Source organism: Sulfurisphaera sp., from assembly GCF_059755235.1.
This window is the reverse complement of sequence record NZ_DBPRYF010000010.1, coordinates 1-25391: the sequence shown is the minus strand read 5'-3', so window position 1 is coordinate 25391 and position 25391 is coordinate 1. Positions and strand designations below refer to the sequence as shown.

Annotated in this window: 29 protein-coding genes and 2 pseudogenes; 17 read left to right on the top strand and 14 right to left on the bottom strand. The window is 36.2% G+C overall.

What is annotated here, in order from left to right; all coding sequences use genetic code 11:
- The first annotated feature begins 187 nt into the window (after positions 1–187).
- The gene (locus AC3OCB_RS00865; RefSeq protein ID WP_498340273.1) at positions 188–778 is read left to right on the top strand and encodes a PaREP1 family protein; all 591 of its coding nucleotides are present in this window, start codon (positions 188–190) and stop codon (positions 776–778) included.
- 99 nt (positions 779–877) lie between these two features.
- Here the strand turns inward: AC3OCB_RS00865 and AC3OCB_RS00860 are convergent, their stop codons facing one another.
- Positions 878–1168 (bottom strand): AbrB/MazE/SpoVT family DNA-binding domain-containing protein, encoded by a 291-nt coding sequence (locus tag AC3OCB_RS00860; RefSeq protein ID WP_498340272.1) that lies wholly within the window; start codon positions 1166–1168, stop codon positions 878–880.
- A gap of 172 nt (positions 1169–1340) precedes the next feature.
- Here AC3OCB_RS00860 and AC3OCB_RS00855 point away from each other — a divergent pair, with 172 nt between their 5' ends.
- From AC3OCB_RS00855 to AC3OCB_RS00825, 7 genes are all read left to right on the top strand, one after another.
- Positions 1341–1790: a conjugal transfer protein gene (locus tag AC3OCB_RS00855; RefSeq protein WP_498340271.1), complete on the top strand. Its 450-nt coding sequence runs from the start codon at positions 1341–1343 to the stop codon at positions 1788–1790.
- A complete protein-coding gene (locus AC3OCB_RS00850; protein WP_498340270.1) occupies positions 1777–1905 on the top strand; it encodes a hypothetical protein in 129 nt (42 codons plus the stop codon). Before AC3OCB_RS00855 ends, AC3OCB_RS00850 begins: the two co-directional genes overlap by 14 nt.
- 92 nt (positions 1906–1997) lie before the next feature.
- The gene (locus tag AC3OCB_RS00845; protein ID WP_498340269.1) at positions 1998–2639 is read left to right on the top strand and encodes a hypothetical protein; all 642 of its coding nucleotides are present in this window, start codon (positions 1998–2000) and stop codon (positions 2637–2639) included.
- A 405-nt stretch (positions 2640–3044) separates the two neighbouring features.
- Entirely contained in the window at positions 3045–3635 is a 591-nt protein-coding gene (locus AC3OCB_RS00840; RefSeq protein ID WP_498340267.1) for a PaREP1 family protein, read from the top strand.
- Between the two features lie 601 nt (positions 3636–4236).
- Complete coding sequence (locus AC3OCB_RS00835; RefSeq protein ID WP_498340327.1) at positions 4237–5277, top strand: glycosyltransferase family 4 protein; 1041 nt, start codon at positions 4237–4239, stop codon at positions 5275–5277.
- A gap of 216 nt (positions 5278–5493) precedes the next feature.
- Complete coding sequence (locus tag AC3OCB_RS00830; RefSeq protein ID WP_498340265.1) at positions 5494–5940, top strand: conjugal transfer protein; 447 nt, start codon at positions 5494–5496, stop codon at positions 5938–5940.
- The gene (locus tag AC3OCB_RS00825) at positions 5927–6766 is read left to right on the top strand and encodes a hypothetical protein (RefSeq protein ID WP_498340263.1); all 840 of its coding nucleotides are present in this window, start codon (positions 5927–5929) and stop codon (positions 6764–6766) included. Before AC3OCB_RS00830 ends, AC3OCB_RS00825 begins: the two co-directional genes overlap by 14 nt.
- Before the next feature lie 109 nt (positions 6767–6875).
- Here AC3OCB_RS00825 and AC3OCB_RS00820 read toward each other — a convergent pair whose 3' ends face one another.
- From AC3OCB_RS00820 to AC3OCB_RS00800, 5 genes are all read right to left on the bottom strand, one after another.
- Positions 6876–7610, bottom strand: a complete 735-nt coding sequence (locus AC3OCB_RS00820; protein ID WP_498340261.1) for a transglutaminase-like domain-containing protein — start codon at positions 7608–7610, stop codon at positions 6876–6878.
- Positions 7611–7729: 119 nt separating this feature from the next.
- The gene (locus AC3OCB_RS00815) at positions 7730–8302 is read right to left on the bottom strand and encodes a hypothetical protein (protein ID WP_498340259.1); all 573 of its coding nucleotides are present in this window, start codon (positions 8300–8302) and stop codon (positions 7730–7732) included.
- Positions 8296–9969: a DNA polymerase domain-containing protein gene (locus tag AC3OCB_RS00810; RefSeq protein ID WP_498340257.1), complete on the bottom strand. Its 1674-nt coding sequence runs from the start codon at positions 9967–9969 to the stop codon at positions 8296–8298. Before AC3OCB_RS00810 ends, AC3OCB_RS00815 begins: the two co-directional genes overlap by 7 nt.
- Entirely contained in the window at positions 9924–10190 is a 267-nt protein-coding gene (locus AC3OCB_RS00805; RefSeq protein ID WP_498340255.1) for a DNA polymerase II, read from the bottom strand. Before AC3OCB_RS00805 ends, AC3OCB_RS00810 begins: the two co-directional genes overlap by 46 nt.
- 315 nt (positions 10191–10505) lie before the next feature.
- Positions 10506–11381 carry a hypothetical protein gene (locus AC3OCB_RS00800; protein ID WP_498340253.1) on the bottom strand — a complete coding sequence of 292 codons (876 nt, stop codon included), beginning with the start codon at positions 11379–11381 and terminating at the stop codon, positions 10506–10508.
- Between the two features lie 185 nt (positions 11382–11566).
- Here AC3OCB_RS00800 and AC3OCB_RS00795 point away from each other — a divergent pair, with 185 nt between their 5' ends.
- Together AC3OCB_RS00795 and AC3OCB_RS00790 are read left to right on the top strand one after the other, a co-directional pair.
- Complete coding sequence (locus AC3OCB_RS00795; RefSeq protein WP_498340252.1) at positions 11567–12295, top strand: exodeoxyribonuclease III; 729 nt, start codon at positions 11567–11569, stop codon at positions 12293–12295.
- A gap of 71 nt (positions 12296–12366) precedes the next feature.
- Complete coding sequence (locus AC3OCB_RS00790; RefSeq protein WP_498340250.1) at positions 12367–13137, top strand: hypothetical protein; 771 nt, start codon at positions 12367–12369, stop codon at positions 13135–13137.
- Positions 13138–13150: 13 nt separating this feature from the next.
- Here AC3OCB_RS00790 and AC3OCB_RS00785 read toward each other — a convergent pair whose 3' ends face one another.
- Together AC3OCB_RS00785 and AC3OCB_RS00780 are read right to left on the bottom strand one after the other, a co-directional pair.
- Positions 13151–13282, bottom strand: a complete 132-nt coding sequence (locus tag AC3OCB_RS00785) for a hypothetical protein (RefSeq protein ID WP_498340248.1) — start codon at positions 13280–13282, stop codon at positions 13151–13153.
- A gap of 144 nt (positions 13283–13426) precedes the next feature.
- Complete coding sequence (locus AC3OCB_RS00780; protein WP_498340246.1) at positions 13427–13621, bottom strand: hypothetical protein; 195 nt, start codon at positions 13619–13621, stop codon at positions 13427–13429.
- A 459-nt stretch (positions 13622–14080) separates the two neighbouring features.
- Here AC3OCB_RS00780 and AC3OCB_RS00775 point away from each other — a divergent pair, with 459 nt between their 5' ends.
- The 5 genes and pseudogenes from AC3OCB_RS00775 to AC3OCB_RS00755 all read left to right on the top strand — a co-directional run bounded on the left by AC3OCB_RS00775 (position 14081) and on the right by AC3OCB_RS00755 (position 17788).
- Positions 14081–14542 carry a hypothetical protein gene (locus AC3OCB_RS00775; protein WP_498340244.1) on the top strand — a complete coding sequence of 154 codons (462 nt, stop codon included), beginning with the start codon at positions 14081–14083 and terminating at the stop codon, positions 14540–14542.
- Between the two features lie 12 nt (positions 14543–14554).
- Complete coding sequence (locus tag AC3OCB_RS00770; RefSeq protein ID WP_498340242.1) at positions 14555–14923, top strand: hypothetical protein; 369 nt, start codon at positions 14555–14557, stop codon at positions 14921–14923.
- A gap of 720 nt (positions 14924–15643) precedes the next feature.
- Positions 15644–16078: pseudogene (locus AC3OCB_RS00765) on the top strand (ATP-binding cassette domain-containing protein); the annotation flags it as partial.
- Positions 16079–16422: 344 nt separating this feature from the next.
- Positions 16423–16710 (top strand): annotated as a pseudogene (locus AC3OCB_RS00760) (SSO2105 N-terminal domain-containing protein); the annotation flags it as partial.
- A 796-nt stretch (positions 16711–17506) separates the two neighbouring features.
- Positions 17507–17788, top strand: a complete 282-nt coding sequence (locus AC3OCB_RS00755; RefSeq protein ID WP_338604881.1) for a winged helix DNA-binding protein — start codon at positions 17507–17509, stop codon at positions 17786–17788.
- Between the two features lie 46 nt (positions 17789–17834).
- On the opposite strand, the gene AC3OCB_RS00750 is transcribed toward AC3OCB_RS00755, so the two are convergent.
- The 6 genes from AC3OCB_RS00750 to AC3OCB_RS00725 are packed head-to-tail and all read right to left on the bottom strand — an operon-like array spanning position 17835 to position 24621.
- Entirely contained in the window at positions 17835–18284 is a 450-nt protein-coding gene (locus AC3OCB_RS00750) for a hypothetical protein (protein ID WP_338604970.1), read from the bottom strand.
- A gap of 10 nt (positions 18285–18294) precedes the next feature.
- Positions 18295–20076, bottom strand: coding sequence for a hypothetical protein (locus AC3OCB_RS00745; protein ID WP_498340240.1), 1782 nt, complete (start codon positions 20074–20076; stop codon positions 18295–18297).
- 36 nt (positions 20077–20112) lie between these two features.
- Complete coding sequence (locus AC3OCB_RS00740) at positions 20113–21963, bottom strand: hypothetical protein (protein WP_498340238.1); 1851 nt, start codon at positions 21961–21963, stop codon at positions 20113–20115.
- Between the two features lie 48 nt (positions 21964–22011).
- A complete protein-coding gene (locus AC3OCB_RS00735) occupies positions 22012–22599 on the bottom strand; it encodes a hypothetical protein (protein ID WP_338604962.1) in 588 nt (195 codons plus the stop codon).
- Positions 22586–22723, bottom strand: coding sequence for a ribbon-helix-helix domain-containing protein (locus tag AC3OCB_RS00730; protein ID WP_498340237.1), 138 nt, complete (start codon positions 22721–22723; stop codon positions 22586–22588). The genes AC3OCB_RS00735 and AC3OCB_RS00730 overlap by 14 nt, the downstream gene beginning before the upstream one ends.
- Positions 22723–24621 (bottom strand): VirB4 family type IV secretion system protein, encoded by a 1899-nt coding sequence (locus AC3OCB_RS00725; RefSeq protein WP_498340236.1) that lies wholly within the window; start codon positions 24619–24621, stop codon positions 22723–22725. Before AC3OCB_RS00725 ends, AC3OCB_RS00730 begins: the two co-directional genes overlap by 1 nt.
- A 133-nt stretch (positions 24622–24754) precedes the next feature.
- Between AC3OCB_RS00725 and AC3OCB_RS00720 the strand changes: the two genes are divergently transcribed.
- Together AC3OCB_RS00720 and AC3OCB_RS00715 are read left to right on the top strand one after the other, a co-directional pair.
- Positions 24755–24946 carry a hypothetical protein gene (locus tag AC3OCB_RS00720; RefSeq protein ID WP_338601220.1) on the top strand — a complete coding sequence of 64 codons (192 nt, stop codon included), beginning with the start codon at positions 24755–24757 and terminating at the stop codon, positions 24944–24946.
- An 8-nt stretch (positions 24947–24954) separates the two neighbouring features.
- Positions 24955–25161, top strand: a complete 207-nt coding sequence (locus tag AC3OCB_RS00715; RefSeq protein ID WP_498340235.1) for a hypothetical protein — start codon at positions 24955–24957, stop codon at positions 25159–25161.
- Positions 25162–25391 lie beyond the last annotated feature (230 nt).

The following is a 25391-nucleotide window of genomic DNA, read 5'->3' as shown; positions in this document are numbered from 1 at the left end:
TTAAATTGCTAACGTATTTAACCATCTTTTTAGTCTTTTGTAGCACTATAACGTTAACTTTTAACAAAGTAGCTATTTTGACAATCCCTCTGCTAACTTTCTTAGCAAAATCTATGACGATGCTTCTGTTTTGACTCCCTCATATAAACATATTAAATAAGAAACGAAATATTAATTAGGGATTAACTTGGAAGCTGAAACTTATCTATCTGAACTAAGAGAAGAATTCCCTGAAGTTGTTAAAATTCATGAAAAACTAGTAAGAGGCGAAACTCTTAATACTCTTGAAATGGAATTGATTGTTGAACTATCTAAAGAAACAGGGTGGAGCGTCGATGCTGTAATGGACGAAATCAAAAACCTCGATAAAGAGCCACCAAGCCTTGCTAATAAATACAAGAGGTTGTTTGAAGAATATTACAAAGAAGCAAAAGAACTTAAGGAGAAAAAAGACTATAAACAAGCAGGAGAGAAGCTCTGGGATGCTATTACAGCTTTAATTAAACTCTATGCGAGTAAAAGAGGAATTCGGATTACCGCTTGGACCCATGCAAAACTTTATGATTTTGTAGACAATAACGTAAGCAATAAGCCAGTCAAACTTCCAGATGGTTCAGAAATTTCGCTTAAAGTAGCTTTTTCGTTATTGCTTTCGGATGGTCGTACATTACATGAAAATTTCTATGAAGATAATATGCATGGAGAAGTTTTTGAAATTGTTTTCAACCATGCAGTAGATTTAATAGATAAAATTAAGAAAGCTATTGATGAAAAGTGATTATTTAAACCAACATTCTAAATTAACAAATATTACTTCTTTTCCAATATAAAGTAGATAAATTGCATAAACTTAAACTTAATTAAATGACATAAAATTTTATTCATCTTCGAACTCTTCTTCTAAGTAGTACACATCCCCAGGCTTAGGATATTTTATTCCAGGTATCTGTTTTAATAGTTCTTCGTGCCTCTTCATTGCTTCTTTAAGCTTTTCTAAGTCTATCTTCTTTTTTCTGATTATTATTTCCCCTTTTCTAACCTCGACCTCAACTTCCTCTCCTTCTTCAATCCCTGCCTCTTCACGGATAGCCCTAGGTAAAATGAGGATGTTATCTTCTTTCCCTATTATAAACTCAAATTTTTTTGCCGTTTGTTCTTTTCGTTCCACAAATGTTATAATTCTTTGTTGAATTTAAACTTTCACAGTTAGCTAAGTAAGTCGTTGCGAAACTACAACACAGACGCTTTTTGTATAACAAAAGAGAAACTTTACTTAAGCTGAATTTCTAACACTTTCAACCATCTCCAAAATTTATTAGTGTCTTGGCTAATGTGTATTTATGGAGACTGGTGTTGAGGATTATTTAATTGCTCTCCTTAAGGTCGCAAAGGAGGAGAAGGTTGAAGTTGACGCAACTAAAATTCAAAAGATATTCTTCCTCCTAGAAAGGGAGAAAGGTGTCAATCTAAATCTCGATTTTAGGCCTTGGCTTTTCGGTCCTTATTCTAAGAAGCTTGATAAGGTATTATATGGGTTGATAGACAAAGGAGTTGTCAAAGTTGTTGATAAAGGAGCTATTGACGATCCGTTTACTGGTTTAGTTATTGGTCATAAGCGCACTTATGAACTTAATGGAGATTGTGAAGCTAAAGTTGATAAAGACGTCCTAGATTTCTTTAAGCAATGGGTTGTTAAGGATAGGAAAGAAATTGTCGGATATATTTACTCTAAATACGAGGAGTTCCTTGACTTAGCAAAGATAAGGGAGGAAGTCCTTGGCCACAAGTGAAGATTCAAGTTTTGTTATACTTATACAAGATGGTATTGATGATTTAGAAGTTGCTGAAGATATAGAGAGGAATCTCACGAGTAAGGGAAAAGAAAATAGAAAATATTCCATCTAGCTTCTTCAGCAGAAAAGTTTTCTAAAGCTTTGCTTTCTATCTATGGCTTAACTGTTGTATTTCCTCTCTTCATGTTTAACAAGTTGGAAGATTTGAGAGAAAAGCAAGATTTAATGACTAAAATTAGTGAAGTCTTAACGAAAGTTATCTTAACGCCTTTCGACGAAGAAGAATTAAGAAGACTTGGCCATAAGCCAATTTCTCAGTCAGAGCTAAAAGAGCTAATGTATTACACGGAAAAACTTCTACCAGAGGAATTAAGGAAAGTTTATGCTAAAGTTATCGATTATATAAACCTAGATCTAAGGATGAGGACTTACGACGAGCTTAAGAGCATAATGGATGAAGTCGACAAAGCTTTTAACTCCTTTAAAGTAAAGGATTTATTCAGAGGACTTGTAGCTGATATGTATAAAACAGACCCGATTGCAGTAGTGGATCTAATAGTATCATTCAATACTGTATTTAATGACGTACTGAAGAAAATCCTTTATACGTTATATTTAGAGCATGCTGCAGGAGGCGTGACAAGGTATAGCATGGGAAGAAATGAAGCTGATAATCGTTATCTTAGTAACGTAAGAGACCATCAAAAACAAATATTTGAATTCTTAGAGGGAGAAAGAGTCATATTAGAGGGATTATCAGAATCTTCAGTGTTTAATGATGGGCTAGATAACATACGCAAACTGTTTGAAGAAGTGCACTTTCGTGAAATGATTAGAAATAGATAGAGAAAGTAATTTTTGATCGTATTAATTAGTCCCTTTCTTAGTCCCTTATTACGTGTAATTGACTTTTGTTGACTATTGCTTTTTGAGGTTATATTGTGCAAGTAAATTCAGCTAATGATATGTTAAGTACAATCTGAAAGTTTATGTTAACTCAGTAACATATTTATACGAAATGTCAAAGTGCTGTTCAGACTGAAGTTTATAAAAAAGTAGTAAATAAGTATTGAAAACTCTTTGATTATTTAAGATGTGATAAGATATCTCGTCAGAAACTATGATGTAAACATTAATTTCCTAAAAGTAGAACGGCTTAAATTAGAAAATAAATGGAATTGAATATCATAAGAAGTCTACGCATTACAATATATATAAGTAAGGAATGTGAAATATTAAGTAGGGATTTAATTGGAGTCACAAGCTTACTTATCTGACTTAAAAAGAGAATGGCCAGAGATTTTCAGAATTTACGAGAAGCTGCGCAGAGGCGAAACACTTAATACTCTTGATATGGAATGGATTGAAGAAATTTCTAAAGAAACTGGTTGGAGCGTAGATGCAGTTATGGATGAAATCAAAAACCTTGATAAAGAGCCTTCAAGCAGTTTAGAAACATACCAAAAACTATTTGATGAATACTATAAAGAGGCTAAAGAACTTAAGGAGAAAAAAGACTATAGACAGGCAGGAGAAAAACTATGGGGTGCTGTTACAGCTTTAATTAAGATTTATGCTGCTAAAAAAGGAATCCCCATAAAAGTCTGGAATCACGGGAAACTTTTTAATTTCGTTGTTAAAAACGTAAGCGATAAGCCAGTTAAACTTCCGGATGGCTCTACAATTTCACTTAGTGACGCTTTTTATGATTTGCTTCTGAACGCTGGTGTATTGCATGTAAACTTCTATGAGGACAACTTGTGTGACGAAGCGTTTGAAAAGGCCTTTAATAAGGCTGTAGAACTTATAGATAAGATCAAGAAAGTTATTGATCAAATGTGATTTTACAGCGATATAGAGTATCAAATGACTTGTGTAATCTGGCTTACACTAGTTTCATCATTTCTAAATCCAAGTAGCAAGAGGCATCTTTACTTTTATTATCATGATTTACTTAACGCATAAAGATTCGGAATGAAGAATGTTAAGTAATCTCACTGTTCATACATTCGAATTTTGAGTTAAGCTTAATTTTAATTTTTTTATATTTATTAATTTTTCATGTATTGTTTATAAACCTACATAAGCTAAGAGGCTCATTCTTCTACTATAGCCATGACCAAATATTATTGAACTCACGATAATCCTTATATTAAACATAAAGCTTGTCGAGTTGAAGCTGTACTTAATTAAACTTCTTGAAGAACACTTTCATCTTAGGGTGAGCGAGAAGTAATGGAATAAAAGATATGTACCTATATATGACAATATGGGGAAGAAGTGCCTCGTAATTATGGATGAAACTAAACGGACCAGGAGGAATAGAAGATGGGGTTAGGAACACAGAATTTATAAGAATGAGGAAGAATGACGTTTTAAATTAAACCCTCTAATCTTCTACGTTAAGCATTTTATATGTCTTTTCTATTTATCCTCAATGTCAATGAATATTGTTTTAAGAATTCTTTGGAAAGGAGGAGTTACAAGGGTTGCCCTTGAGGAGGCTAGAAATATTCCAGCAAAGTTAATTGCTTACAGAAAAGGCGAGACTTACTACGATTTGACAGGCGTTAATTACGAAATCCTTTTTGAAGGTGGCTCAAGGAAGATTTTCACTTTCCTTACTTCTCTTTACGCAAAACATAGAGGGAGTGAGGCAACAGTTGACCTTGACAGAATAATAAGAGCAAAGGACTTGATCAAGGGGAAAGCACTCTTTCACGACCAATTTGCTGGTTTGACTGGTTATTTGCGAAAGAGGGACCATGGTGAGGATTATGCAGTTTACATCCATGAGACCTCTCTAGACAACCAAGGCGTAAAGTGGTTTTTGCCTAAACAACTAGAGAAAGCCGTTCTTTCAAAAAGTAAATTGATAATAACTAACAGCTATTGGAACAAAAGGATCTTGCAGGAGCACGGTTTTAGCTCAGAGGTCGTTTACCCAGGCTGTTATCCAAAAGAAAAGATCAACCTAGAGAGAGATAAGCTGGTTCTTACAGTCTCTCTTTGGGACAAAGGAAGGAGACCAGAAGTTTATGGAGAAATTGCTAAGAGAATAAAAGGCAAACTGATGATGGCTGGCTCATGGGTTGATAAAGTAATAATGGAGGAGTTTAAGAGGAACTACCCAGAGGTTATAGTTACTGGCCCTTTACCGGAAAGTGAGCTTCAGACTCTTTACGATAAGGCTTCTGTTCTTATACGTTTTGGTTATCACGAGAAAGGCCCTGGTATGGGAGTATTAGAGGCAATGGCAAGTGGCATGCCAGTTATCGTTAACGAGGGGCTTGGAAGTAAAGAATTAATAAAAGACAACGGTTTTGTTGTTAAGGACGAAATGGAATCAGTTGATAAAATAAATGAGATCCTAGAGGATGAGAGACTCAGACGAGAGTTTAGCTTGAACTCATGGGAAATTGCAAAAAACCTTCATTGGAAAAATCACGCTGAAAAAGTGAAAGAGTTAATGGAAAAACTGTAAGTAACCAATTTCCCTCATCAGAGATCACTTTGTTTACTAAAAAGAGAGTAACTTTGAGTAGTGTTTATCTCAAAGACTATTAAAATTCAAACTTTTACCAATTTATCTCAAGGATATTAAATGTGGTTTCCACTCTCTACTCGGAAAAGAGTTTCTGTTGCTTTAGTACTTTCAACCGTCTCTAAAGTTTATTAAAGCAAGTGAGAATGTGTATTTATGGATTCCGAAGTTGAAAACTATTTAGTTGCCCTCCTCAAGGCCGCTAAGGAGGAAAAGGCTGAAGTGAATGCGACTAAAATTCAGAAGATATTCTTTCTCCTAGAAAGAGAGAAGGGAATAAACTTTAACCTTGATTTTAGGCCCTGGCTTTATGGCCCCTACAGTAAAAAGCTTAATGATGTATTAAACATGTTAATAGAGAAAGGAGTTGTTAAAGTTATTGAAGAAGATATTGTTGATCCTTTCACGAATTTTGTTATTGGTCATAAGTCCACTTATGAGCTTAATGGAGATTACGAAGTCAAAGTAGATAGTGATATCCTCAACTTCTTTAAACAGTGGATTGTAAAAGATAGGAAAGAAATACTAAAATATGTCTACTCTAAGTATACTGAATTCACAGATCTATCAAAAATAAGGGAAGAGGTTCTTGGCCACAAGTAGAAAATCGATTTTCGCAGAATTTGTAGAAGAGGGTATTGATTATTTGGAAGCTGCTGAAGATATAGAGAAGAATCTTACAAGGAAAGGAAAAGAGAATATAAAAATATCTCATTTAGCTTCTTCAGCAGAAAGGTTTTCTAAAGCTTTGCTTTCCATCTATGGCTTAACCGTTGTATTTCCCCTCTTCATATTTAACAAGTTAGAAGACTTAATGGATAAACAAGAACTAGTAATGAAAATTGGTGAGCTACTGAGGAAAATAGTTTTGACATCTTTTGATGAAGAAGAGTTGAAAAGGCTTGGCCATAAACCAATCTCTCAATCAGAGCTAAAAGATTTGATGTACTATACTGAAAAACTTCTACCAAAGGAATTAAGGAAAGTTTATGCTAGGATAATTAATTATATGAAGTTAAACCCAAAAATGAGAACTTTTGAATATTTGAAAAATATTATGGATGAAGTTAACATGACTTTTATTTCTTTTAAACTAGAAAATAATCCTGAAGAATCTACAATTAGAAACCTAAAGAAAGATCCAGTTGAAATAAGAGATCTAGTGGTCACATTTACCATAGTGTTTGATGATGTTCTGGAGAAAATACTTTATATGTTATACTTAGAGCACGCTGCGGGAGGTGTAGCAAGATATAGAGTTGGGAGAGATGAAGCGGATGAACGGTATCTTAGTAATGTAAGGGAATATCAAAAACAGATCTTGGAATTCTTGAAAAGAGAAGGGACTACATTAGAAGGACTAGTGAGTAATCCAGAGTTTAACTATGAACTAAATGAGATACGTATAATGTTTGAAGACTTCCCATGAAATGATTAAATAATAGACAGAAAAATGATATATTCAGTTACACTTTTTGCTCATGACTAAGTCGTTATTTCTCCTACTGATTGAAGACTTCATCCTTTAATAGTTTATCTCACTTTATCTCAAAGGAGAAATCCACTACAGTTGGTTTATGGCACCAGACTCTAGTTCTGACGTCACTATCATCTCTTCCTATTGCCCACTTTAAGTATTTTACCCCAACAAGTCCATTCGTCGGATCCACAGGCAACCAATAGTCATTTACTTTAATCTCAACCCAAGCATGAGCCTCTTTAGTAGAACTGAAGAAAGGAGTTAAACCAATAACATACCTAGCAGGGATTCCTAAAGACCTAAAAATTCCTAGGGCTACGTGACTGAAGTTCACGCAAACACCGGTACCCGTGAGTAAGGAGCCAAAGGCTGACTTAATTTTGACGCTGTTTTTATCATACTTCATCGAACCTCTCACAACGCTTATCACCTTGTTGATAAGCTCTTCCACGGAAGAATACTGAATTTGGAGACTTTGGAATTTCTCAAGGTTTACGTACTTACTTGAAGAAAGGAAATCCTTTTCGTCACCTTTAAGCCTGGAAAAAGCATTATCAACTTCTACTTCATATTCAACGTTAATTGAAAAATCATCTGAAGGAGAGCACTGAAACTCAAGGTATTCATTCTTAAACTTATTTTGGTTTATCTTAGTTTTGCAAAATGACGGATAAGAAAGATCAAAGCTAAGTATTTTCTGACTATCATCTTTGTAAGGAAGGACGTAAACTCTCCCCTTTATGTCAGTAGGGTTAAGAAAGGAAATGTCAATGGAGACTTTGTACTTTTGCATAATTGTTGAACGAAGACTTAGCTGAAAAGTCTTTTTCTTTTGTTCCCCTTCTATCACCGTCTTATTGTCACCTAGACGAGATCGTCTTAAACCGTCCTCCCGAAAGTAAGTCTTCCTCTTTATAAGTACCTTAGTAACCCTCCATCATCAACAACTTTACCGTACAGCTCCCATATACTGTTGGGTATTTCAATCTCTCTTGTAGTCACGCTTTTAACTATCACGAACTTAAACCCCCTTTTGCCTTTAACTAGCTTGATTACCGAGTGTGCCGTATGTAGTCCAAAAACTGACCCTTCCCTTTCCCTGTCCATAAAACTGAAAATGAACTTCCTTCCCTTTCCCATTCTCAACGCTGACAGTATCTTATCATAGTCTTTTCTATGGTGATAAGGGTCAATAACAACTAACTCGTTATCACCCATCGCTTTAATTGTCTCAGGAACGTCTTCTGCCTTAAACGCTCTTCTCACATAGACCTCGGAATGATTATCAAAAACATTTTGAAAACGTCTAACCAGGTAAGGGTCTAGACCACCTCTTTCGGAAACTATAACTACAAAAACGGGAGCAGAAATTGCAATGACCTTATGATAAAATACTCTGAGCAGATCTTCGTCTAACGAATAAAACTCCACTATTTCATCTCTCTTGATAATTTCATCTAGGTAAGGAAATCCCGTGCTTAGCATCTTATCACCTTGGTTAAGTCTTCATAAGCCCTTTCGAGATACTCCTTGTAATAATCAACATCCTTTCCTCTGAAACCAAGAGTCGCTTTATAAAAACCCTTTATCCCTCTAACGTAGGGAACTCCCTTAACCCAGATCACGTAATCGAGAGGCTCTCCGTTTACACTTCTCCTCTTATACTCATCAAGGAGTTCTCTGATTTTCCTTACACTTTTTTTAACTTCTTCGCAGTTCCTTGTTGAAGAGAAAATGTCTAGGGAATCCTCAAGGAATGATTTGACAATGTTAGGCATATTCTCCCTTATTAATCCTTTTGCTATCATTTCACCTTCTCTGTTCCCAATATATCTTGTGGGGTAAGGTGTATTTTCCCTAGTCAAGGTGAAAATTATCCAGTTAAATCTCTTGTAATCAAGCTTTAATCCCGTTTCTTTTTCAACCTCTTCAACAAACCTATCCACGTTGTCCCCTTTAACCACTAGAGAGTCAACAATGCCGTGTAGTATGCTTAACCCCATTCTTTCAGCTATTTCCATTGTTCTTCTTAACGTTTTTCTGGCGAAGTAGGTGACCATTTCATAAGCCTCTATCTTTCCAAAACGCGAATTCCTAAAGCCTAGGTAACCAAAAGATGCAACTAAAATCCATTTAATTGCCTCAGCCCTCTCCTTGTCTATTTTCTTCAACTCGCCTTTCCTTTTTATCAACCACTCCAAAGCCTCCGGGACTATCCCCTTCTCTCTCAGGCAGATCGAATGCAACTCTGTCTTTATATCGTCGCATGAGTCTACAGTTTCAGCTGAAATGTTATACTTGACAATTAGGGAGGGGTACATTGAAGAGAAATCAACTTGATATACGTCATCAAAGCAACCGGTCTGTGGGAAAAGGATTAGACCACCTTTATCAGCGTTCATTATGTCTTCCAGTCTCCTTAACTTCTCCACTCTCGGTACTACTCTAGGTATTAGGACTTTCCTCTTAAATGCGACCCAAGCCTCGTTTGTGGTTAACGCTTTTCCAATAGTTGCGTAAGCAATTTCATGCAGGGGGGTTCTGGAGATGAGAGACCATTCCACTAACCCTTTAATTGAAACTGGTGATCTTTTCTTTTCCATCCTCACCTTAACCTGTGCTTTTACGTGGTCACAGGCTTTACCCAAACACTCTACTACATCAGCTTCTACTTCTGGGTAGCCGTAGAATTTTTTCCTTTCTCCATTTATTTCTACCTCAAAAGTGTTACCGTCTAAAGACTCTCCATACCAATCTAGGGGGACAACTCTAGCCATTGTGATTTTGGGAAAATATGACGCTTCCTCTCCTTCTTCTCCAGAAAGCGTGGTGAAAGGTCTTATCCCTAAACGGTAAAGCGTTTGAGATAAAACTGTGGGTATTTCGTTTACAATGTTCAGCCTTTTTCTCATGTAATGATAAGCGTTAAAAGACTCAACTTCAAAGCGGTAGAGTATAACTTCTTTCCCTTCTAAAGTCCTCCATTTCTCTTCCTCATAGTATTTCACTTCTGGGTGTTGCAGTACAACTTCCGGGTTGTCTGTAATAGCGTAAACTGGGAAAGTAGTCTTTACGAATTTCTCTTTGAAGTTGCTTAATAGCAGTTTCACTCCTCCTTTTGTTGGATATGCGTCAAGTACATATTCCTCCATTTCTCACACTCCTCCGCTAAAGCCCAGATAAGCGTGAAGAAGACTAGGTCATAGGGGTCTACGAACTCGTCGTAAGAAGCGCTCTGTACATACCTAACTTTCTTCTTTACCTCCTCAAGAAGGGATGAAAGGATTGGTGAGTTCAACCTTGAAATGATTCTCTCAACTCTCTCCAGCTCTTCATTAACCGCCCTAGTGTAGGAGGGCTGAGTTCTTCCCATAAGAGTAGATTCGTCTTGTGATAATTAAACTTCGAGAGAGAACAGTGAAAGTGAAAATTTTAACTTTTGAATAAGAATTCTAGGAAGATAATACCTTTATTTTGGTATTATCCGGAAAGATGAATTCGGTTAACTCTCTCCCTCTTCAGTTTCGAGAAGCATTTCATCAAATTGAGTACCAAGAGTATAGCAAAGCTGGGATAAATTTTGCCGATCAAGAGGAGAAGCGAGAGAATTAAGATTAGACAGCTTAGAGTTAAGATTTCTTCTTTAACCTTATTGCTAGTCAAGTATGAAGTGTTTTGCTATACTTTTCTATTTCTTTCCTCCAAGTAAAACATCTAATATTTTGCCCGTCATGTCTTTTAAATCTCCAATATCTTTTTTCAAACCATTAAGCTCAGACCTAATATCCCCTACCTCTTTCCTTAACTCAGAAACATCATTTGCCAAATCGTCAACCTTCTTCTCTACTTTTTCCACTCTTTTCTCTATGTTATCGTCTCTTTGACTCAAAGCTATTTTAGTCTCTTCAATTTTTTTGTCTAAAGTCTCAATCCTTTGGGTTAGGTTTTTCTCAATGCTATCATCTCTCTGAGTCAGGGTAACTTTAAGGTCTTCAATCCTTTGGTTCAAACTCGTTTTAATTTCGTCAGTTTTTTTGTCTAACGAATCAATCCTTTGGTTCAGGCTTGCCTTAGTCTCTTCAACCTTTTTATCTAATAAATCAATCCTTTGAGTCAGGTTTTTCTCTACATCGTTAATTCTTTGGTTCAAACCTTTATTTACTTCTTCAACCCTTTGACCTAGAGAAGTTTTAATTTCATCAACTTTTTTGTCTACTGTGTCAATCCTTTGAGTCAAACCGAATTTAAGGTCTTCAATCCTTTGGTTCGTGTTTTTCTCTACATCACTAATCCTCTGGATCAAGTTCTTCTCCATGCCATCAATTCTTTTCTCCAATAAATCAATCCTTTGATTTACAGTATAGAATTTATCCTCTAATCTTTTCTCTATGTAGTCCTTTAGTTCAGTAAACCTCATATTGGCATACATTACGTTGTAGTAAACAAGTAATATCAAATACTCTTGGTTAGAAAGCTTCTTTCCTTGCAAAGCTTTATCAAGAATTGTCTTAACATAATCAGCAATTAGCTGGGAAATTGTATTAGTTAGAACATCTGATGACATAAGAAATCATCAGTATCAAGATATATAAATATAGCTGACTGTTGACCAAAAGTATAAGATTATCGTGGTCATGAGTTTTTGCTAACAAAAGAAATGTCTAATAAATTTCGTTCATCCAAGATGTTGGAAAGTGAGTTACATCAACATCCATGAAGCTTTTATTTCATTGCTAACATTTTTAACCTATGAAGATAGTTAGCTGGAACGTTAATGGGTTAAAATCAATTACTAAAAAAGGAAAATTAGATGAAGTCCTTAGGTATGACGCAATTTTGCTTCAAGAGACAAGGACTGAAGAAATACCTCAAGACTTACTCTCTAGTGGTTTCACGGTAATTTCTTTCCCCGCTAAAAGGAAAGGTTATAGTGGTGTAATGACAATTCTAAAAACTCAACCTAAGAACGTAATTAAAGGAATAGGAATACCAGAGTTTGATGATGAAGGAAGAGTAATAACTGTAGAGCTTGAGAGTTTTTACTTAATTAACGCGTATTTCCCAAGAGCTGGGGACGGTTTATCTAGACTTGATTTCAAACTTAGCTTTGATAATGAATTTGAAAAATTTATGGACAAACTAAGGAAAGAAAAGCCAGTAATTGCTTGCGGGGACTTCAACGCGGTAACTGATTTGAAAAAAGATTCAACAACTTGGAATGAAAGACTACCCGGATTATCACCTAAAGAAAGAGAATGGATAAACAACATTTTGCAAAAGGGTTATGTAGATACTTTCAGGCTGTTGTACCCAGATAAAATTGAATATACATGGAGGAGTTATAGGCATGAAGGGACTATGATGAGACTTGACTACTGCATTGTTTCTGAAGAGCTTAAAAGCAAAGTGAAGGACTTTCAAATCCTAAAAATTGAGGGCTCAGACCATTACCCAATTCTTCTTGAGATAGAGATTTAAATCTTCTTTAAATTAACATTTTAAGGCAAAAATTTATTATTTTGGGTAACCCTAAATAACTTGGTGATTGAATGATTAAAAGAAACGAACTATACTTGGCTTTGGTTATAAGTTCAGCAATAGCTATAGCAATTTTATCCATGCCAGATATCTTAGAGCCAATAGCTGAGAGTATAATTAATAATTTAGCCCCTGTTTTACCTTTAGCACTGTTCATTATAGGTGTAATTCACGGCCTAAAGCCAGATGAGCACACTTGGCCTATTACAATTTCCTACGCAATGATGCAGAAAAACCTAGTTGATGCTATTAAATCCACTTCAGTCTTTGCTCTAGCGTTAACAACTATATGGTCTGCGCTTAGCGCATTTGTAGGACAAGTAGTGAATTTAGGTCTAGGCTCTAACCCAACTCTTGATCCAACAATTGATATAATAGTTGGACTAACAATGATAGCTGTTGCATTCGTTTACATCTTTAAAAGTGGAAAGAAATCCACCGTTAAAGATGAGGTAGGTGTGACTAGGAAAGAGGCACCAGACTATAAATTAATCTGGATTCACGGCACTGCTGCAGCATTTGGAGGGGACTTCTTTGTGGTACTAATAATTTCATTGAGCGTTATTGCGTTATTCCCATCGTTTCCAACCTTCCTAGCTGGCTTACTGTTTGGCGTGGGCAGCTGGCTATCTCAATTGACTGTAGTGGTTTTGGCATACAAAGGACTAATTAAGTCGATGAAGTCGCCAGAACTTTTAGTAAGTGCAGGAAGACTTTCTTTACTCTTCCTAGGAATCTTTATGATAGGCTTAGGAATATTCTCATTCTTCTTCTCAAGCTAGATTTTTTACTCTTTCAGTCAAGTTTTACTACTTTCATTATCTCCGAAATATCGTATCTGCTTATTGTTATTCTAGTGAAATTAACCTGTCTTTTAAAATACCTTGAACCATCAGCAACTATAGCATTAAACCTTTCTCTTGGCAAAGTCAAAAGTAAAGATACCCTCCTTCAAGCTTTTTATAAAGATACTTTTCAAAAAACTCTGAAGCTTTCATTAGTCTCTTCCTTTTTTAATGAACTCTCGTTATTTTTGCTTACTTCTAATCACTTTCTTCAATAACAATGACTTTAACTTTCTTTTCGCGAAGCTTTTTCAATTTCTCTATAGTCTTGAAAATCCATCTCAGTGTTCATGAAATGATTGGTACTACCCAGCTGATAATACACGCAGTTCCAATTGCAATATTTTAAAGGTACTACGCTAACTCCTAAAGATTTGCCAAACCTTCTTGAAGGAACATGACCAAAAACGTACTTAAACATATAATATGTAATTAATAACCCTCAAAATAATAAACATTTTCAAAAATAAGCACATTATATGGTTAAAATATCTTATTTTTCATGTGAATGTTATACATCGAGCTAACAACAAGTAGAATTATATATGTTAAAAACAAGTGATTGATCTTATTAAATTAATCAGCGTAAGTTTCTGACTTCCTAAAGGGCGAGGCTTTCGGTTGCAATAAAGTTGCTAATGTCTCTATTAGAACATAAATAACGTACGAGAAGCATAATTTCTGTTTGTAAATAGAGAATGATGAAGATAGAAATTAACATGGAGGAGCGTTACTCGTATAAAATACTGATTAGATAATAATGTTAAATGTATGTAATTTTTTCATATATTTAAGATCTCCATTACTTTAATTTGTGATTTCTGTTGGTAAGCATAAGTTTTGACAAGATTTATTAATTGCTATGCAATAAATATAAATCATGACAGAACAACTAAAAGATGATTTTGATTATTGGATGAAACTGTCTGAAAAGAGGGACAAAATATTAGGGGTAGTCACGCTTATTGAAGAACAGTTACAAGGGTTTACTAAAAGTATGACGGAAAAGGATTTTGAGTGCGTTACTTATCACATCTTTCCATTTGATACTAGAGTTATTTCAGTCGTTATGGGAAATCATATAAATAACCCAAGGTCTTTTACAATATCATTAGAAGATATACAGATTCTTGAAAGTGGTAATCTAAGTGTTCCAATAATTCGTGTTTACAGCTGGATGGGGAATTGTGACAGCCCAGATAGAAGCGATTTTAAAATAGTGTTAGAAAAGAAGTTAGAAGGAAGTGACAGAGAGATTAAAGTCCTTAACTACGGTCTTTTAAACGTGTTAGTACAAGTATATGATGAAGTTGCAAAGAATTTTAACCTTCCTTCCCTATAAGAGGTGAAAAAGATGAGTTATACTTTCTTAAAGACCCAATACATGTACAGATATGTAAGAACAACTACGGAGTTTAATTTTGTGATGAAAAATGGGATTATTTACTCTTTTAATCCTTCAGGGACTCACTGGACAACTCTTTTAACGAATGATCCTAAATATGCACAGCAAAGACTTTCACTACCAGAACCCCCTCTTTATAGGATTGGAGGTTTTATGCTGAAAGATATTGACCCTAGCTATATAAAATACAAAGGTACAGTAGCTCCTGCTTATGGGCAAATAGGCGGTGCTGAAGAGATTGTAATAACTACTCCAGTTCAAATTGTTTCAATTTTCGATATGCAGAATAAGAATTTAGTGTATAGCTTCTTAAAGTAAGTTTTTTTATAAGTATACTGCTAATAGATGCACCTACAGCTAAGTTTATCGTCACAATGAAAAATCTTTTATTGCTTTTCTAAAGAATGAGCTTCTTATTGAGGACTTGGTTAATGACTTAGAAAATGAAAATTTGTTAAACAATCACGGTCGTAAAGTATGGCATGTAGGAAAATTTCCAAATATTTAACGTAATGGAATTATATATTTGGAATAAGTTAATACGGTATAAAAGAGGTTATGGCAAGAATTATGTATATTTAGGAAACTGACTTCTCCTTGTCTTGAAAGATGAGGCCTTCAATCATAATTGATCTCATTTACTGATTTTCGAAGACTTCCTCGTTTAAGGAATGAATCCAACAAGCTTTTGAGAGGAAAAACTAGGTAGTCAAAACTAGTTATGAGATCGATAATTAATGTACATGAGAGTGAAACTGAAAACCAAGAACTTAAAGATGTTAAAGGTTTGGCGATGATTTTGAATAATAAATCAATTAGTATTAAATTATAATTAACACTTTACGTGTAGTTCAAACATTACATTTCGTCGAAAATAAAAACATTCATAACATTTCTCTGGTGAGGATCTAGCAAGAACATCAATTGTTTATTAAATATCTAATTTTTCTTTACAACTAATTTATAAAACAAACTAGAAGAGTTTCATTTCTTAATCTTATATAAATTTATATGGTATAGCATAATTAAGTATTTAATATGAATGTTGTTGAAGTTAATCATGTTTGGAAATATTATGGCAAACTTGTTGCCAACGAAGATGTTTCAATGCTCGTAAAAGAGGGTGAGATAGTTGCTTTGTTAGGCCCTAATGGTGCAGGTAAAACGACATTAGTAAAGCAAATTTACGGCGAATTAACTCCCACGAGAGGAGAGATAAGAGTACTCGGGAAAAAACCAACTGATAGACATATGAGGAAGATGCTAGGAGTTATCCCACAAGAATGTGAACCTTACGGGGATTTGACAGTTTGGGATAATATATATTACATGGGTAGGCTCAAGGGCGTCAAAAAAGAGGAGATAAAAGAGAGAGGGGAAGAATTACTAGAGAGACTTGATTTAACCTCAAAAAGGAACACTTTGGCTAGGGACTTGTCCGGCGGTTTAAAGAGAAGGACTTTGATAGCAATGGGGTTCAGCTTTCATAGGCATTTATAGACCTATGAAAGCCTTGGGGTTCATAAGGTTCAGCCACCATCGTGAGTTCATAGGTGGCTTATCATCGCCCTTACCCCCTTTCGCGGTAACCCCTCCCAGAACCTTCATCCACACCTCCAGCCAAGGGTTCATCCCAGAGGTCACCACATGGTGGAGGTGCTCGGGTCTGGGAAAACCGCACATTTTAAGTTACTATCCATACTCCCTCTTGGAGCTTTATTTTACCTCCGCTTCTGGGAGTACTTCATTCGATAAGTAATATAACAGTTCAAGTATTTATATTTAATTGTCCAATATTTGACTACCAATTTCTGTTATTGCCTATCAAATTATTAACTGTTTCGGAAGGCAATTTAAACATTCGCTTAATGTCAGTTGAAAAAGTTGAGATGTTGACTTTTGATAAGGATAAAAATCCACAAAGGATCACAGTGAACATTCAAATACCAAAAGGTTATAAGAAGTTAGTCAACGTCTTGTTAGAAAAGAGTAAGAGAAAGGAAATTGGATATCCCGCTAGGGTTGCAATAAAAGAGTACAATGCATACTCTGATAGACTTCACTTATACTGTGAGCTCCAAATTATGGCTCCTTACGCTCTGTATATGGAAGTCATGAAAAGGTATGATAAGCCATTGGGCAAACTCATTGGTGGTGTTGATGTTAATGCTGATAGATTGAATCTAGCCATTGTAGATAGCAAGGGGAATTTGAGAGACAAGAGGACTTTTTGGTTTAATGATACGCTAGCGAGGGGATACAGAAAGGAAGGGGCATGGAGCAAAATAAATGAGGCAATACACAGATTGCTAGACTATGCCTATAATAACGGTGTTTCAACCATTGTTTTAGAGAATCCTAACGTAATTGGTTATTTGCGTTACTATTGGGTTAAGAATGGCGAAAGGAAAGGCAAAAGCTACAATTACAAAGTCTCAATGTTTAGGAACTCTTTGATAGAGAGAATAAGCTATAAAGCACCTTTATACTCGATTAGCGTTGTTTATGTTTCACCTAAAGGGACTACGCATTCAAAAGAGCATGATAAAACAATGAGAGAAAAGGGATTAGACAGACATACAACTTCAGCTTATTTAATAGCGTTGAAACATCTGTAACAGCTCTAAGCTGGTGCTTTTTATTAATCATTCTAAATCATCTTGTTTCAAATTAAATCATCCTAAAAATCGAAACAGTTTCCAGAACCCCTTACTGCTGAAGAAGATCAAGAGCTAGCAAATAAAAGGGCCATTCTAAGCACTAAAAATGCAAATAAGACCTGGTAAATGTGGGTGAATGAAAGTCTACAAAAACAATATATAAGTCTTTCTTATTACGGAATTCGCTATACAGAAGTAACTCTTTTCTTTTCTTCGATTTAATATTCAACTAGGTTTTCCTATGTCGGAAGAAACAAAACGAAAAGTACTGACAGAAATACAAGAAAGAGTGTTGCTTGTTTTAAGTGACGAGTTCTTAACTGTGACCCAAGTGATTGAGCTAACTAAGGCAAATTCTTCGGCGGTGTTGAAGGCAATTAATGAGCTAAAAGAGATGGGGTTAATTGAGGAAGAAAGAGAGAAAGAGTTCCCTAGACGAAGATTCGTAAAGTTGACTGATAGGGGAAAGATTGTTGCTCAGCATTTAAAGGAAATAGATAAAATTCTTAATGAGCAATCTTAAAAATTTCAGTTTACTCCCCAGTAAACCAAAATAAAAAAAGAAAAAATTACTTTTGTAATCTTACAAGATCGTATATTATTGCATAAGCTAAAGCATAATACAATGCAGTTAAGGTTGCTGCGAACTCTCTCTCATCAGTTATTTCTCCCGTTTCATTTTCAATAGCATTTAATTCCATTGCGATAGCAGTCTCTACAGTAATCCCAGGGTTTCTCCTTACGTGACCTATTACATTTGCCACATATACGTCTGTAACTTTAACAAAGGCGCCATCACTAAGCCTTCTATAAATTACAATTTCTTTATCAGGATCAAATTCATATATCTCTATATTTGGATACAATTTCCAGACCTTTCTATTTTTGACGAGAGGGGTTTCTGCAATATAATCATCATCACTCATTAATAATGTCCCGTCTGGTGCATAAAGCTCTCTTGGCATCATATCATTTCTTATTAATTCAACGACATCAGGAACTTCAATTAATTCTGACATTTCCCATCCCTTATACATTCATTTTTCTTCTTCTTAATTTTGTATTCTTTATATATTCTTTCGCTTCAGATAATTTAAGATTTAGTCCATGAGCTTTCAGAAATGCATCGATTTTATCTATTGTTTTGTCCATCGTCATCTTAATTCCTTCCTTCATGTTTGAAGCCATACCACTAATAATAGCATGACCAATTCTTTCTTGCTTAGTTATCTTAGTCCAAACATCAGTCCTAGCTGGTGTTATGTTATCACCTATACGAGCCATTCCTTGGATTTGACCCATATTATTTAATCTTAGACTACCAGAGGGTACTTTTTGCATATTTACATTAGGAGGTAAGATTTCCCTGTTTACTTTGTACTTTAATTTATCCAAAAAGGATTGTTTAGGTGCTGGGACAATACCTGGAGTAATCTGAATTTGTTGCTCTCTATTCTTGACTCTTCCTACAATTCCTTGAGGGACTAATGGCTTTCTGAGAACAGTAACTGCAGTAGTCCCTTGAGATGTTGCAGATCTCTGGATTTGCATTTGAGCTGGCCTTAGCTGTGTCTGTGCTATAGTACTACCAATGCCAGCAGAACCACCACTACTACCAGAACCCTGGGCTTTTGGTCTTCTAAAGGGTATCAGATTTGTGCCCCCAGAAATCAAGCCAGTTGCTCCACCGAAGCCGAGCATCATTGGGAAGAATGCTAGTAATACAGGTGACGCTATGTAGAGAATTGGATAAGTGTTCAAGAAGTTAATGAGTAAGTATATCATTCCAGCGGCAATTACTCCTGCGAACCCCAATCCTATTATTATCTCAGCGAGGAGTTTTGCAGCACCGCGTAACGGTGGGAAAAGCCAGAGTGCAGCAAACATCGGTGCAAGCAGAATAGCGGCAGCGATAACGAAGAATCTTATTGCAGCTAAGGCTGCTAGAATGAAAATAGAAAAGAGTAAGTCACTAGCTATATCGGCTAAGGCTGGCACGAAATACCCTGTAGCAAATCCCGCTAGAATGATTGATATTGCTGCATTGTCCATCGTGCCTATTCCTTGTACAACTGATTGCTGTGTCATCAATGTGTTAGACATATAGTTTATGACTTGTGCAAATAGCGAGTAGAGGTCGGGTATCGAGTATATTAATAACACTGCAATTATCAAATCTTTAGCAGTTCTTTTCAGCCCTTCAAAAGCGTCCTCTGTCTCGTATATATAATAAATCAATGCCCCAGTAGCTGTTATCCCAAGTACCCCCAACGCGATGTTTTGTGCTGTCTGATACATGCTCTTGAAGCCTGGTAAAGTATCGGGATTTGGTAAATCAACTAACCAAGTTACTGGCACTCCGCCGATAGAGAAACCAGCAACACTAAATCCACCAAGCTCTTCCGTTGGTGTAGTTGAGTTAAGATTTAGGTTATTGACCCCTAGTACGCTCGGCCCATAATTCACAGCCCAAAGCAATATTGCTGCTGTTACTAAATATCCTAATGCTTCTCTGGAATCACCACGGAGAAACATTATTGCTGATGCAATGACAGCAGTCGCAGCTGCCGCATAGATAATATAAGCAATATCACTCCAGCCAGGTATGTTATAACTTTGATACGAGATTGATGAGGTCAATATTGTCCAACCAAAGGCTAATATAAATGCTGCAATTACTGAACCAATAAGAAGCTTCTTCCCTTCTTCCTTGCCTAACGCAATGTATATTGCACTTAAAATAAGTCCGCCAAAAACAGCTAACCAAGCTCCATATACTCCGTAATCTATTAAAGTACCTAGGTCAATCATTTCCTCTCACCAATACAATATCATATCTTTTTATACTCATGGTATCGGGGAGAATGTCGTTTGCATTTGTATTGGACGAGATGTTATAAATTGTATAGGTGGTTCTGAATAGTTCAGCCATACGTAGTAGTTATATGTCCCATTCGTCAGCAGCTCTGAGATATTTATGTATTTGTTAGGTGTGTATGATGCATCGGTAATAATACCACTGTAGGTATAGCTTGAATTCTTTATAATTATAGGGCTCTGGTTGATGTAATTGAAAGCTTGTACTAAGACGCTTGCATTTACATTTGTAAAGTTATGCCAATAATTAGTAAATAATAGCGGAATTATTTGATCATAGATATCTATCATTGACCCATTTTTAGTCTCTAATGAGAGAACAGGTGAATATGTTACGTTTGTTATTCTCATTTGAGACTGGATAGCGTGTATGATTTCGAAAATCTCATATGCTGTGAAGTTCTGTGATAGTGCTTTGTCCAAACTATAATAGTATGCTATTCCGTTGACGTAGTCATTTGCAAGATTAAATTGATAAACATATTCTTGCGGTATGTGATGGAAGACCCAAGTAGGTTGAGGTGTTATATCAGAATTCATTGAGACGTTTAGATAATAATCAACTGTAACGCTCCCCGGAAAACTCCCAGAGGAAACACTATAGCATGATGGGAGTACCTCTATAGTACCTGCGTTCCATGTTCTATACAACGTTTGATTATTGTATTCGATATGATCTTTAGTGACTACGGATACATTGAAATCATAAGGAGCGCTAGTCCATTCTAACATACCGGGACTCACGGAAATACTTCTCCCAGTCTCAGTCCATGTCTGCTTGTATGTACTATTTTGCAAAGTGATCGTAGTGACGGGAGAAGTCCCGTTATCAACTTGTATTTGTAACGGAACAGCCACTAGATATTCATACCAAGTGAACGTATTTACGGGTGTAATAGCAGTAGGACCTGTCGGGTAGTAAATCGTGTAGTGCGTGTTTCCTGACCAGTAGCTAGTCTCTCCCGCCCCCGCTTGGAGTTCATAGCTAGCAAAAACCTCCTTCTGAACCCCTGGGGGGATTGTGTAACTTCCATATAATGTCACAGGCCCGTAGGTCCCTCCATTCCACGTAAAAGTGACCGTGAAGGCCTGCTGGGCTATTGCTACCCCGTTCGCTAGTAGTTGTGCAATTCCTGACACTTGTATGTCGTACCATTCCGTGACATAATGATATGTTACGCATGTTGTGTTCGTCATGTTATCATGCGTGCAATGAGTTACTGAGTACGACGACGATTGTGCGAGATACTCATTCGTGCTATACGAAAGATGTATCACTGCCTCTACAGTGAAAGAGTTCACGATCTCTGAAGAAGTAGTTGCCATGACGTTGTCGGAAGGAGGGTACGTTACATTGTAAGGCTTTGCGGTGTAAAATGGTAATGATATATTATAGTAATGTACATCTGAGAGGTTTGACACATTTTGAACGACTGCAGGGTAGTGCGTCGTATTTATCTGCTGCATGTAGATAAATCCACCTAGGTCTGCTGTCTCCCAGTAGGGGCCCGGTGCTACCTCTGAAGCATTCATTGTTAGAATTTGCTTTATTATGTCAATGATAGGCTCGCCGGATCCGTTAGAGATAAAGATCGAATTACCAAATTTTGACGTCAATGCTGTTTTATTGATGATAACGGGAAGTTCTGAGAAGTATGGCTGAAGGACTAAGCTTAATTTCGTGACGTTCAGCCCAGGTGGGGGATTTGCTGAAGGACTAGGCGGAGGAGAATGTATTATCCCAAGTTGTACGACTAAAAAACCTGATATTATTATTGCTAGAATGAACCATAACAGAGCATTTATGTATGACACTCTCATTTTTCCTCGTTAAAAAATATCGTAACTTTAAATAGTGCCCCTAGGAGTTTACTCCCCAGTAAACCCGGCTTTCTTCTTTTTCAACCTCACTAACCTTACCATAAGGAAATATAGGATCTCTGAAGCTATTAGGGAACTTCCAATAACACCAGGGAATATAGCCAGTAGTAATATTCTGCTATACAACACAAATGCTAATGCCAGTAGAGTAATGCCAGCACTTAACAACGATATATCTATTTTGAAGAGCCTTAGAATCGTTGATAGCTTCATTAATGGCGCAGGGTTCTTTGCTTTTGGTTTTTCTTTCTTTAGCTCTTGCTTTCTTGCCTCTTTTTTCGCTGTTTGTTTCTTCTTCTCTTCACCTTGGGGCTCTAAATAATATGATATTACTCCTATAATGATGTTCTCTAACGTTAATGATCTCTTCGGATAAGCGATGAGCGCAAGGACGAAGAGTATAATGATTACTCCTACCGCCGTTTTTACCCCTCCTCCCTCGATCAATTTATACGAAACAAGTCCCCCCACCATTAGATACATCATGTTTCTCAGGGTCAGTAATGGGTTTCCTCCTAGCTTCTCGTCCAAGAAAGATAATTCTTCAATGATTAGGCTCTCTCTAATTCTCGCCATTTAATTCACCTAAAATTATCTCTCTAGCTACCTGAGAAATCGAAGCACCTTTCTTTAAGGCTAATTCGTTTAATTTTCTATATGTCTCTTCATCTACATAAGTAATAATTGCTTTTTTCTTCATCACCACTCACCAGTGGTCTTAAATGCTTCAAATTCAGCTCTGGATGGCTGTACATATACTCTAAGGAGATAGTTGCCTGTTCTCAGAATACCATGCCCAGGCTCAGCCTGAAGTAATGCTTGTGCTTCTTCATCCCTTAATGCGAATGTCTGCTTTAGTACTTGCAGGGATTGGGTTCTCTGCCTCAATAAGAACACTGTAGCGCTTTGTTCTAGTATTGTTCGACCTGAATCGTTGTTCACGACATCCGCAGGTCTCTGTGTTGCAAATATAAGCCCTTTGGAATATTTCCTAGCTCTCCTTGCTAAGTTTTCTAGTAAAGACATTGTTATTGGGTAATTAACAAACAGCCATCCCTCGTCTACAAATATAAATCCTCTTTCGCGGTCAGAGAATGCCTCTCTTTGGAAAATCCCAGCTAACAGAGTAGTTATCAGTGCTTTTAGTCTAGTTGCTCCCTGCCCTGATATTTCTCTTAAGCCGAAGACAATGTTTTCTGTCGTTTCTATTTCGTTCTCTTCAGTTTCAAAGATATATGAGTCTGGAGGTGTCTTAGCTGCTTCTAAGTATTTATATATCTGATCATCAACGCTTTTTATTCTCTCTATTAAGTCAAATAAATCGCTAGAGCTTTCGAACACGTCAAATACTGCTGCTCTTAGTCTATTCCTTAATGTAATATCATCAGGTAAGTAGAATTCTGATAGTAACTCTGCGACGTCTTCGGGGTTAAGAACACCAACCTTTGTCATTAGTACTGGATCTAACCCCAGCTTTGTTCCACGTTTAACTGTTATTGCTTTGAAGCCCAAAATGTCTGCCAACTTAACGTATTCGTTTTCAGGATCAATTCCCCATAGCTTAATCTTGTATTTTTCCTTCATTCTCTTCAACAAAATTTTCAATGTCATTGATTTCCCTGAGCCAGTCTCTCCTAATATTACGATGTTATGGTTATTTCTCATGAATGGGTTAAACAACACTGGCGAACCAGAATCGGAAAATCCTACAAATATACCCTCAGAGTCTATAAGATCTTCCGAGATTAGCGGATAGAATTCCCATGATGCTGTTAGCGTGTCTACATACACTGATTTGACAGAGTTCGCAAAAGGTATGAATAAAGCTACTGAAGTTTCTAAATTATAAAGAGCTTTTTGGTAAAAAACTGGAATATCTAAGTCAAATAATCTTGATCTAGCGATAGTTCTAGCCTGAAGGAATTTCTGCTTGAGTTCAGCTTCGTCCTTTCCGTATAGAATTATATATACCCACATTCTCAAAAGTTTGGCTTGACCGCCAATAATTGCTTGTAATTGTTTTACTTTCTCTAATTTCCTCATGATAATACTGTCTGTGCTCCCTAAACTTTCCAATCTCTTTCTCGATCTGTCGACAGCTGAAGCTGCAGAGACTGGATCCAGAGATTCCCATTTTATAACTATGTCTCCTAAACCGAAATACTCGAATAACATACCTTCAGGGGCTAAGTCTGGGAACTTGTAGAAAACTGCTGCTTGCGCTAGAGTGTTGTCCTCGAGAATGACATACCTAGGTAATGCCCTTTTTACTTTCTTTCTTGTCAGTTCACCTTTTGGATAATCTAGGTTTGCCTCTGTTATGAGGTAAAATTTATTGAAAAGCACTTCATACTCTTCGTCTTCGTATTGGTACTTAGTCTTACTTGCTTGTATATAGATTGTGCCTTTATCAACCACGTTAAGGATCTGGAGGAATTTCTGTTCTAATTGATCTCTTTCTTCATCTGATAATATTTCGAAAGGTCCAGGCTCAAGTTGATAGACATTAAGTTGTTTCTGAGGTCTTTCTTTTGGCTTCTGGGTTTTTTGCTCAGTCTTCTTTTGATTTTTACTCTTAAAGATATCTAATAATGCCATCTCAAAAGAAAAATATCATATCTTTAAATACCCCTAGGTTACAGTCTTTTAATTTTTCTCTGTTTACTGGGGAGTAAATTCGATGTTAATCGGGGGAGTTTAAAAAGATATGATATTGTCACAATGAGGAGAAATGTTAAGTCCCACAGTAGCAATAAAAATTCTTCTAATAATCCCCGCTATAATTTTCTTCTTTTTTTCCTTTGTCTATTATATACTATATCTCGCTAAAATACCTAATTTCGATACTCCATCAGTTAAAATAATTTCAGCAACTCTTCTAGCTGGTGGTGTGTTATTACTGTCATTGTATTTAGTGATTTAGAGAAGAGAATGAAATGCTACACGTCTAAATCAATATTTAGCGATGTTAGCAGATTCATAGGGTTTTTAACAGAAAGAGGAGTAAAAGAGATCGTGTTGATCTCAAATAAAGAAGACATACAAAAAACAATGACTGAAATAGAAGATAAAATAGATAAAATTGATGTTATCTTAATAGAAACTGAAAGGGATTTCAAACTATGCTATAAGTTTTAGTATTTATTCCCAGTAGAGCACATGTTAACAATTTGTTAGTAATTGTTAGCATACCGTTAACTTTTGTTAATTGATGTTAACAGTATATATGGGGTTCAGCTTTCATAGGCATTCATAGACCTATGAAAGCCTTGGGGTTCATTAGGCTCAGTCCACCTCTTGGGTTCATCGGTGGCATATCATCGCCCTTACCCCCTTTCGCGGTAACCCCTCCCAGAACCTTCATCCAC

Bases quoted from the DNA above. Each gene is read 5' to 3' on its own strand.
- AC3OCB_RS00720 (WP_338601220.1), top strand. From the start codon at position 24,755: ATGTTAAGTCCCACAGTAGCAATAAAAATTCTTCTAATAATCCCCGCT.
- AC3OCB_RS00815 (WP_498340259.1), bottom strand. From the start codon at position 8,302: ATGCTAAGCACGGGATTTCCTTACCTAGATGAAATTATCAAGAGAGAT.
- AC3OCB_RS00725 (WP_498340236.1), bottom strand. From the start codon at position 24,621: ATGGCATTATTAGATATCTTTAAGAGTAAAAATCAAAAGAAGACTGAG.
- AC3OCB_RS00715 (WP_498340235.1), top strand. From the start codon at position 24,955: ATGAAATGCTACACGTCTAAATCAATATTTAGCGATGTTAGCAGATTC.
- AC3OCB_RS00735 (WP_338604962.1), bottom strand. From the start codon at position 22,599: ATGGCGAGAATTAGAGAGAGCCTAATCATTGAAGAATTATCTTTCTTG.
- AC3OCB_RS00800 (WP_498340253.1), bottom strand. From the start codon at position 11,381: ATGTCATCAGATGTTCTAACTAATACAATTTCCCAGCTAATTGCTGAT.
- AC3OCB_RS00775 (WP_498340244.1), top strand. From the start codon at position 14,081: ATGACAGAACAACTAAAAGATGATTTTGATTATTGGATGAAACTGTCT.
- AC3OCB_RS00745 (WP_498340240.1), bottom strand. From the start codon at position 20,076: ATGATTGACCTAGGTACTTTAATAGATTACGGAGTATATGGAGCTTGG.
- AC3OCB_RS00820 (WP_498340261.1), bottom strand. From the start codon at position 7,610: ATGCAAAAGTACAAAGTCTCCATTGACATTTCCTTTCTTAACCCTACT.
- AC3OCB_RS00835 (WP_498340327.1), top strand. From the start codon at position 4,237: ATGAATATTGTTTTAAGAATTCTTTGGAAAGGAGGAGTTACAAGGGTT.
- AC3OCB_RS00750 (WP_338604970.1), bottom strand. From the start codon at position 18,284: ATGTCAGAATTAATTGAAGTTCCTGATGTCGTTGAATTAATAAGAAAT.
- AC3OCB_RS00755 (WP_338604881.1), top strand. From the start codon at position 17,507: ATGTCGGAAGAAACAAAACGAAAAGTACTGACAGAAATACAAGAAAGA.
- AC3OCB_RS00810 (WP_498340257.1), bottom strand. From the start codon at position 9,969: ATGGAGGAATATGTACTTGACGCATATCCAACAAAAGGAGGAGTGAAA.
- AC3OCB_RS00855 (WP_498340271.1), top strand. From the start codon at position 1,341: ATGGAGACTGGTGTTGAGGATTATTTAATTGCTCTCCTTAAGGTCGCA.
- AC3OCB_RS00790 (WP_498340250.1), top strand. From the start codon at position 12,367: ATGATTAAAAGAAACGAACTATACTTGGCTTTGGTTATAAGTTCAGCA.
- AC3OCB_RS00805 (WP_498340255.1), bottom strand. From the start codon at position 10,190: ATGGGAAGAACTCAGCCCTCCTACACTAGGGCGGTTAATGAAGAGCTG.
- AC3OCB_RS00780 (WP_498340246.1), bottom strand. From the start codon at position 13,621: ATGTTTAAGTACGTTTTTGGTCATGTTCCTTCAAGAAGGTTTGGCAAA.
- AC3OCB_RS00830 (WP_498340265.1), top strand. From the start codon at position 5,494: ATGGATTCCGAAGTTGAAAACTATTTAGTTGCCCTCCTCAAGGCCGCT.
- AC3OCB_RS00740 (WP_498340238.1), bottom strand. From the start codon at position 21,963: ATGAGAGTGTCATACATAAATGCTCTGTTATGGTTCATTCTAGCAATA.
- AC3OCB_RS00795 (WP_498340252.1), top strand. From the start codon at position 11,567: ATGAAGATAGTTAGCTGGAACGTTAATGGGTTAAAATCAATTACTAAA.
- AC3OCB_RS00770 (WP_498340242.1), top strand. From the start codon at position 14,555: ATGAGTTATACTTTCTTAAAGACCCAATACATGTACAGATATGTAAGA.
- AC3OCB_RS00730 (WP_498340237.1), bottom strand. From the start codon at position 22,723: ATGAAGAAAAAAGCAATTATTACTTATGTAGATGAAGAGACATATAGA.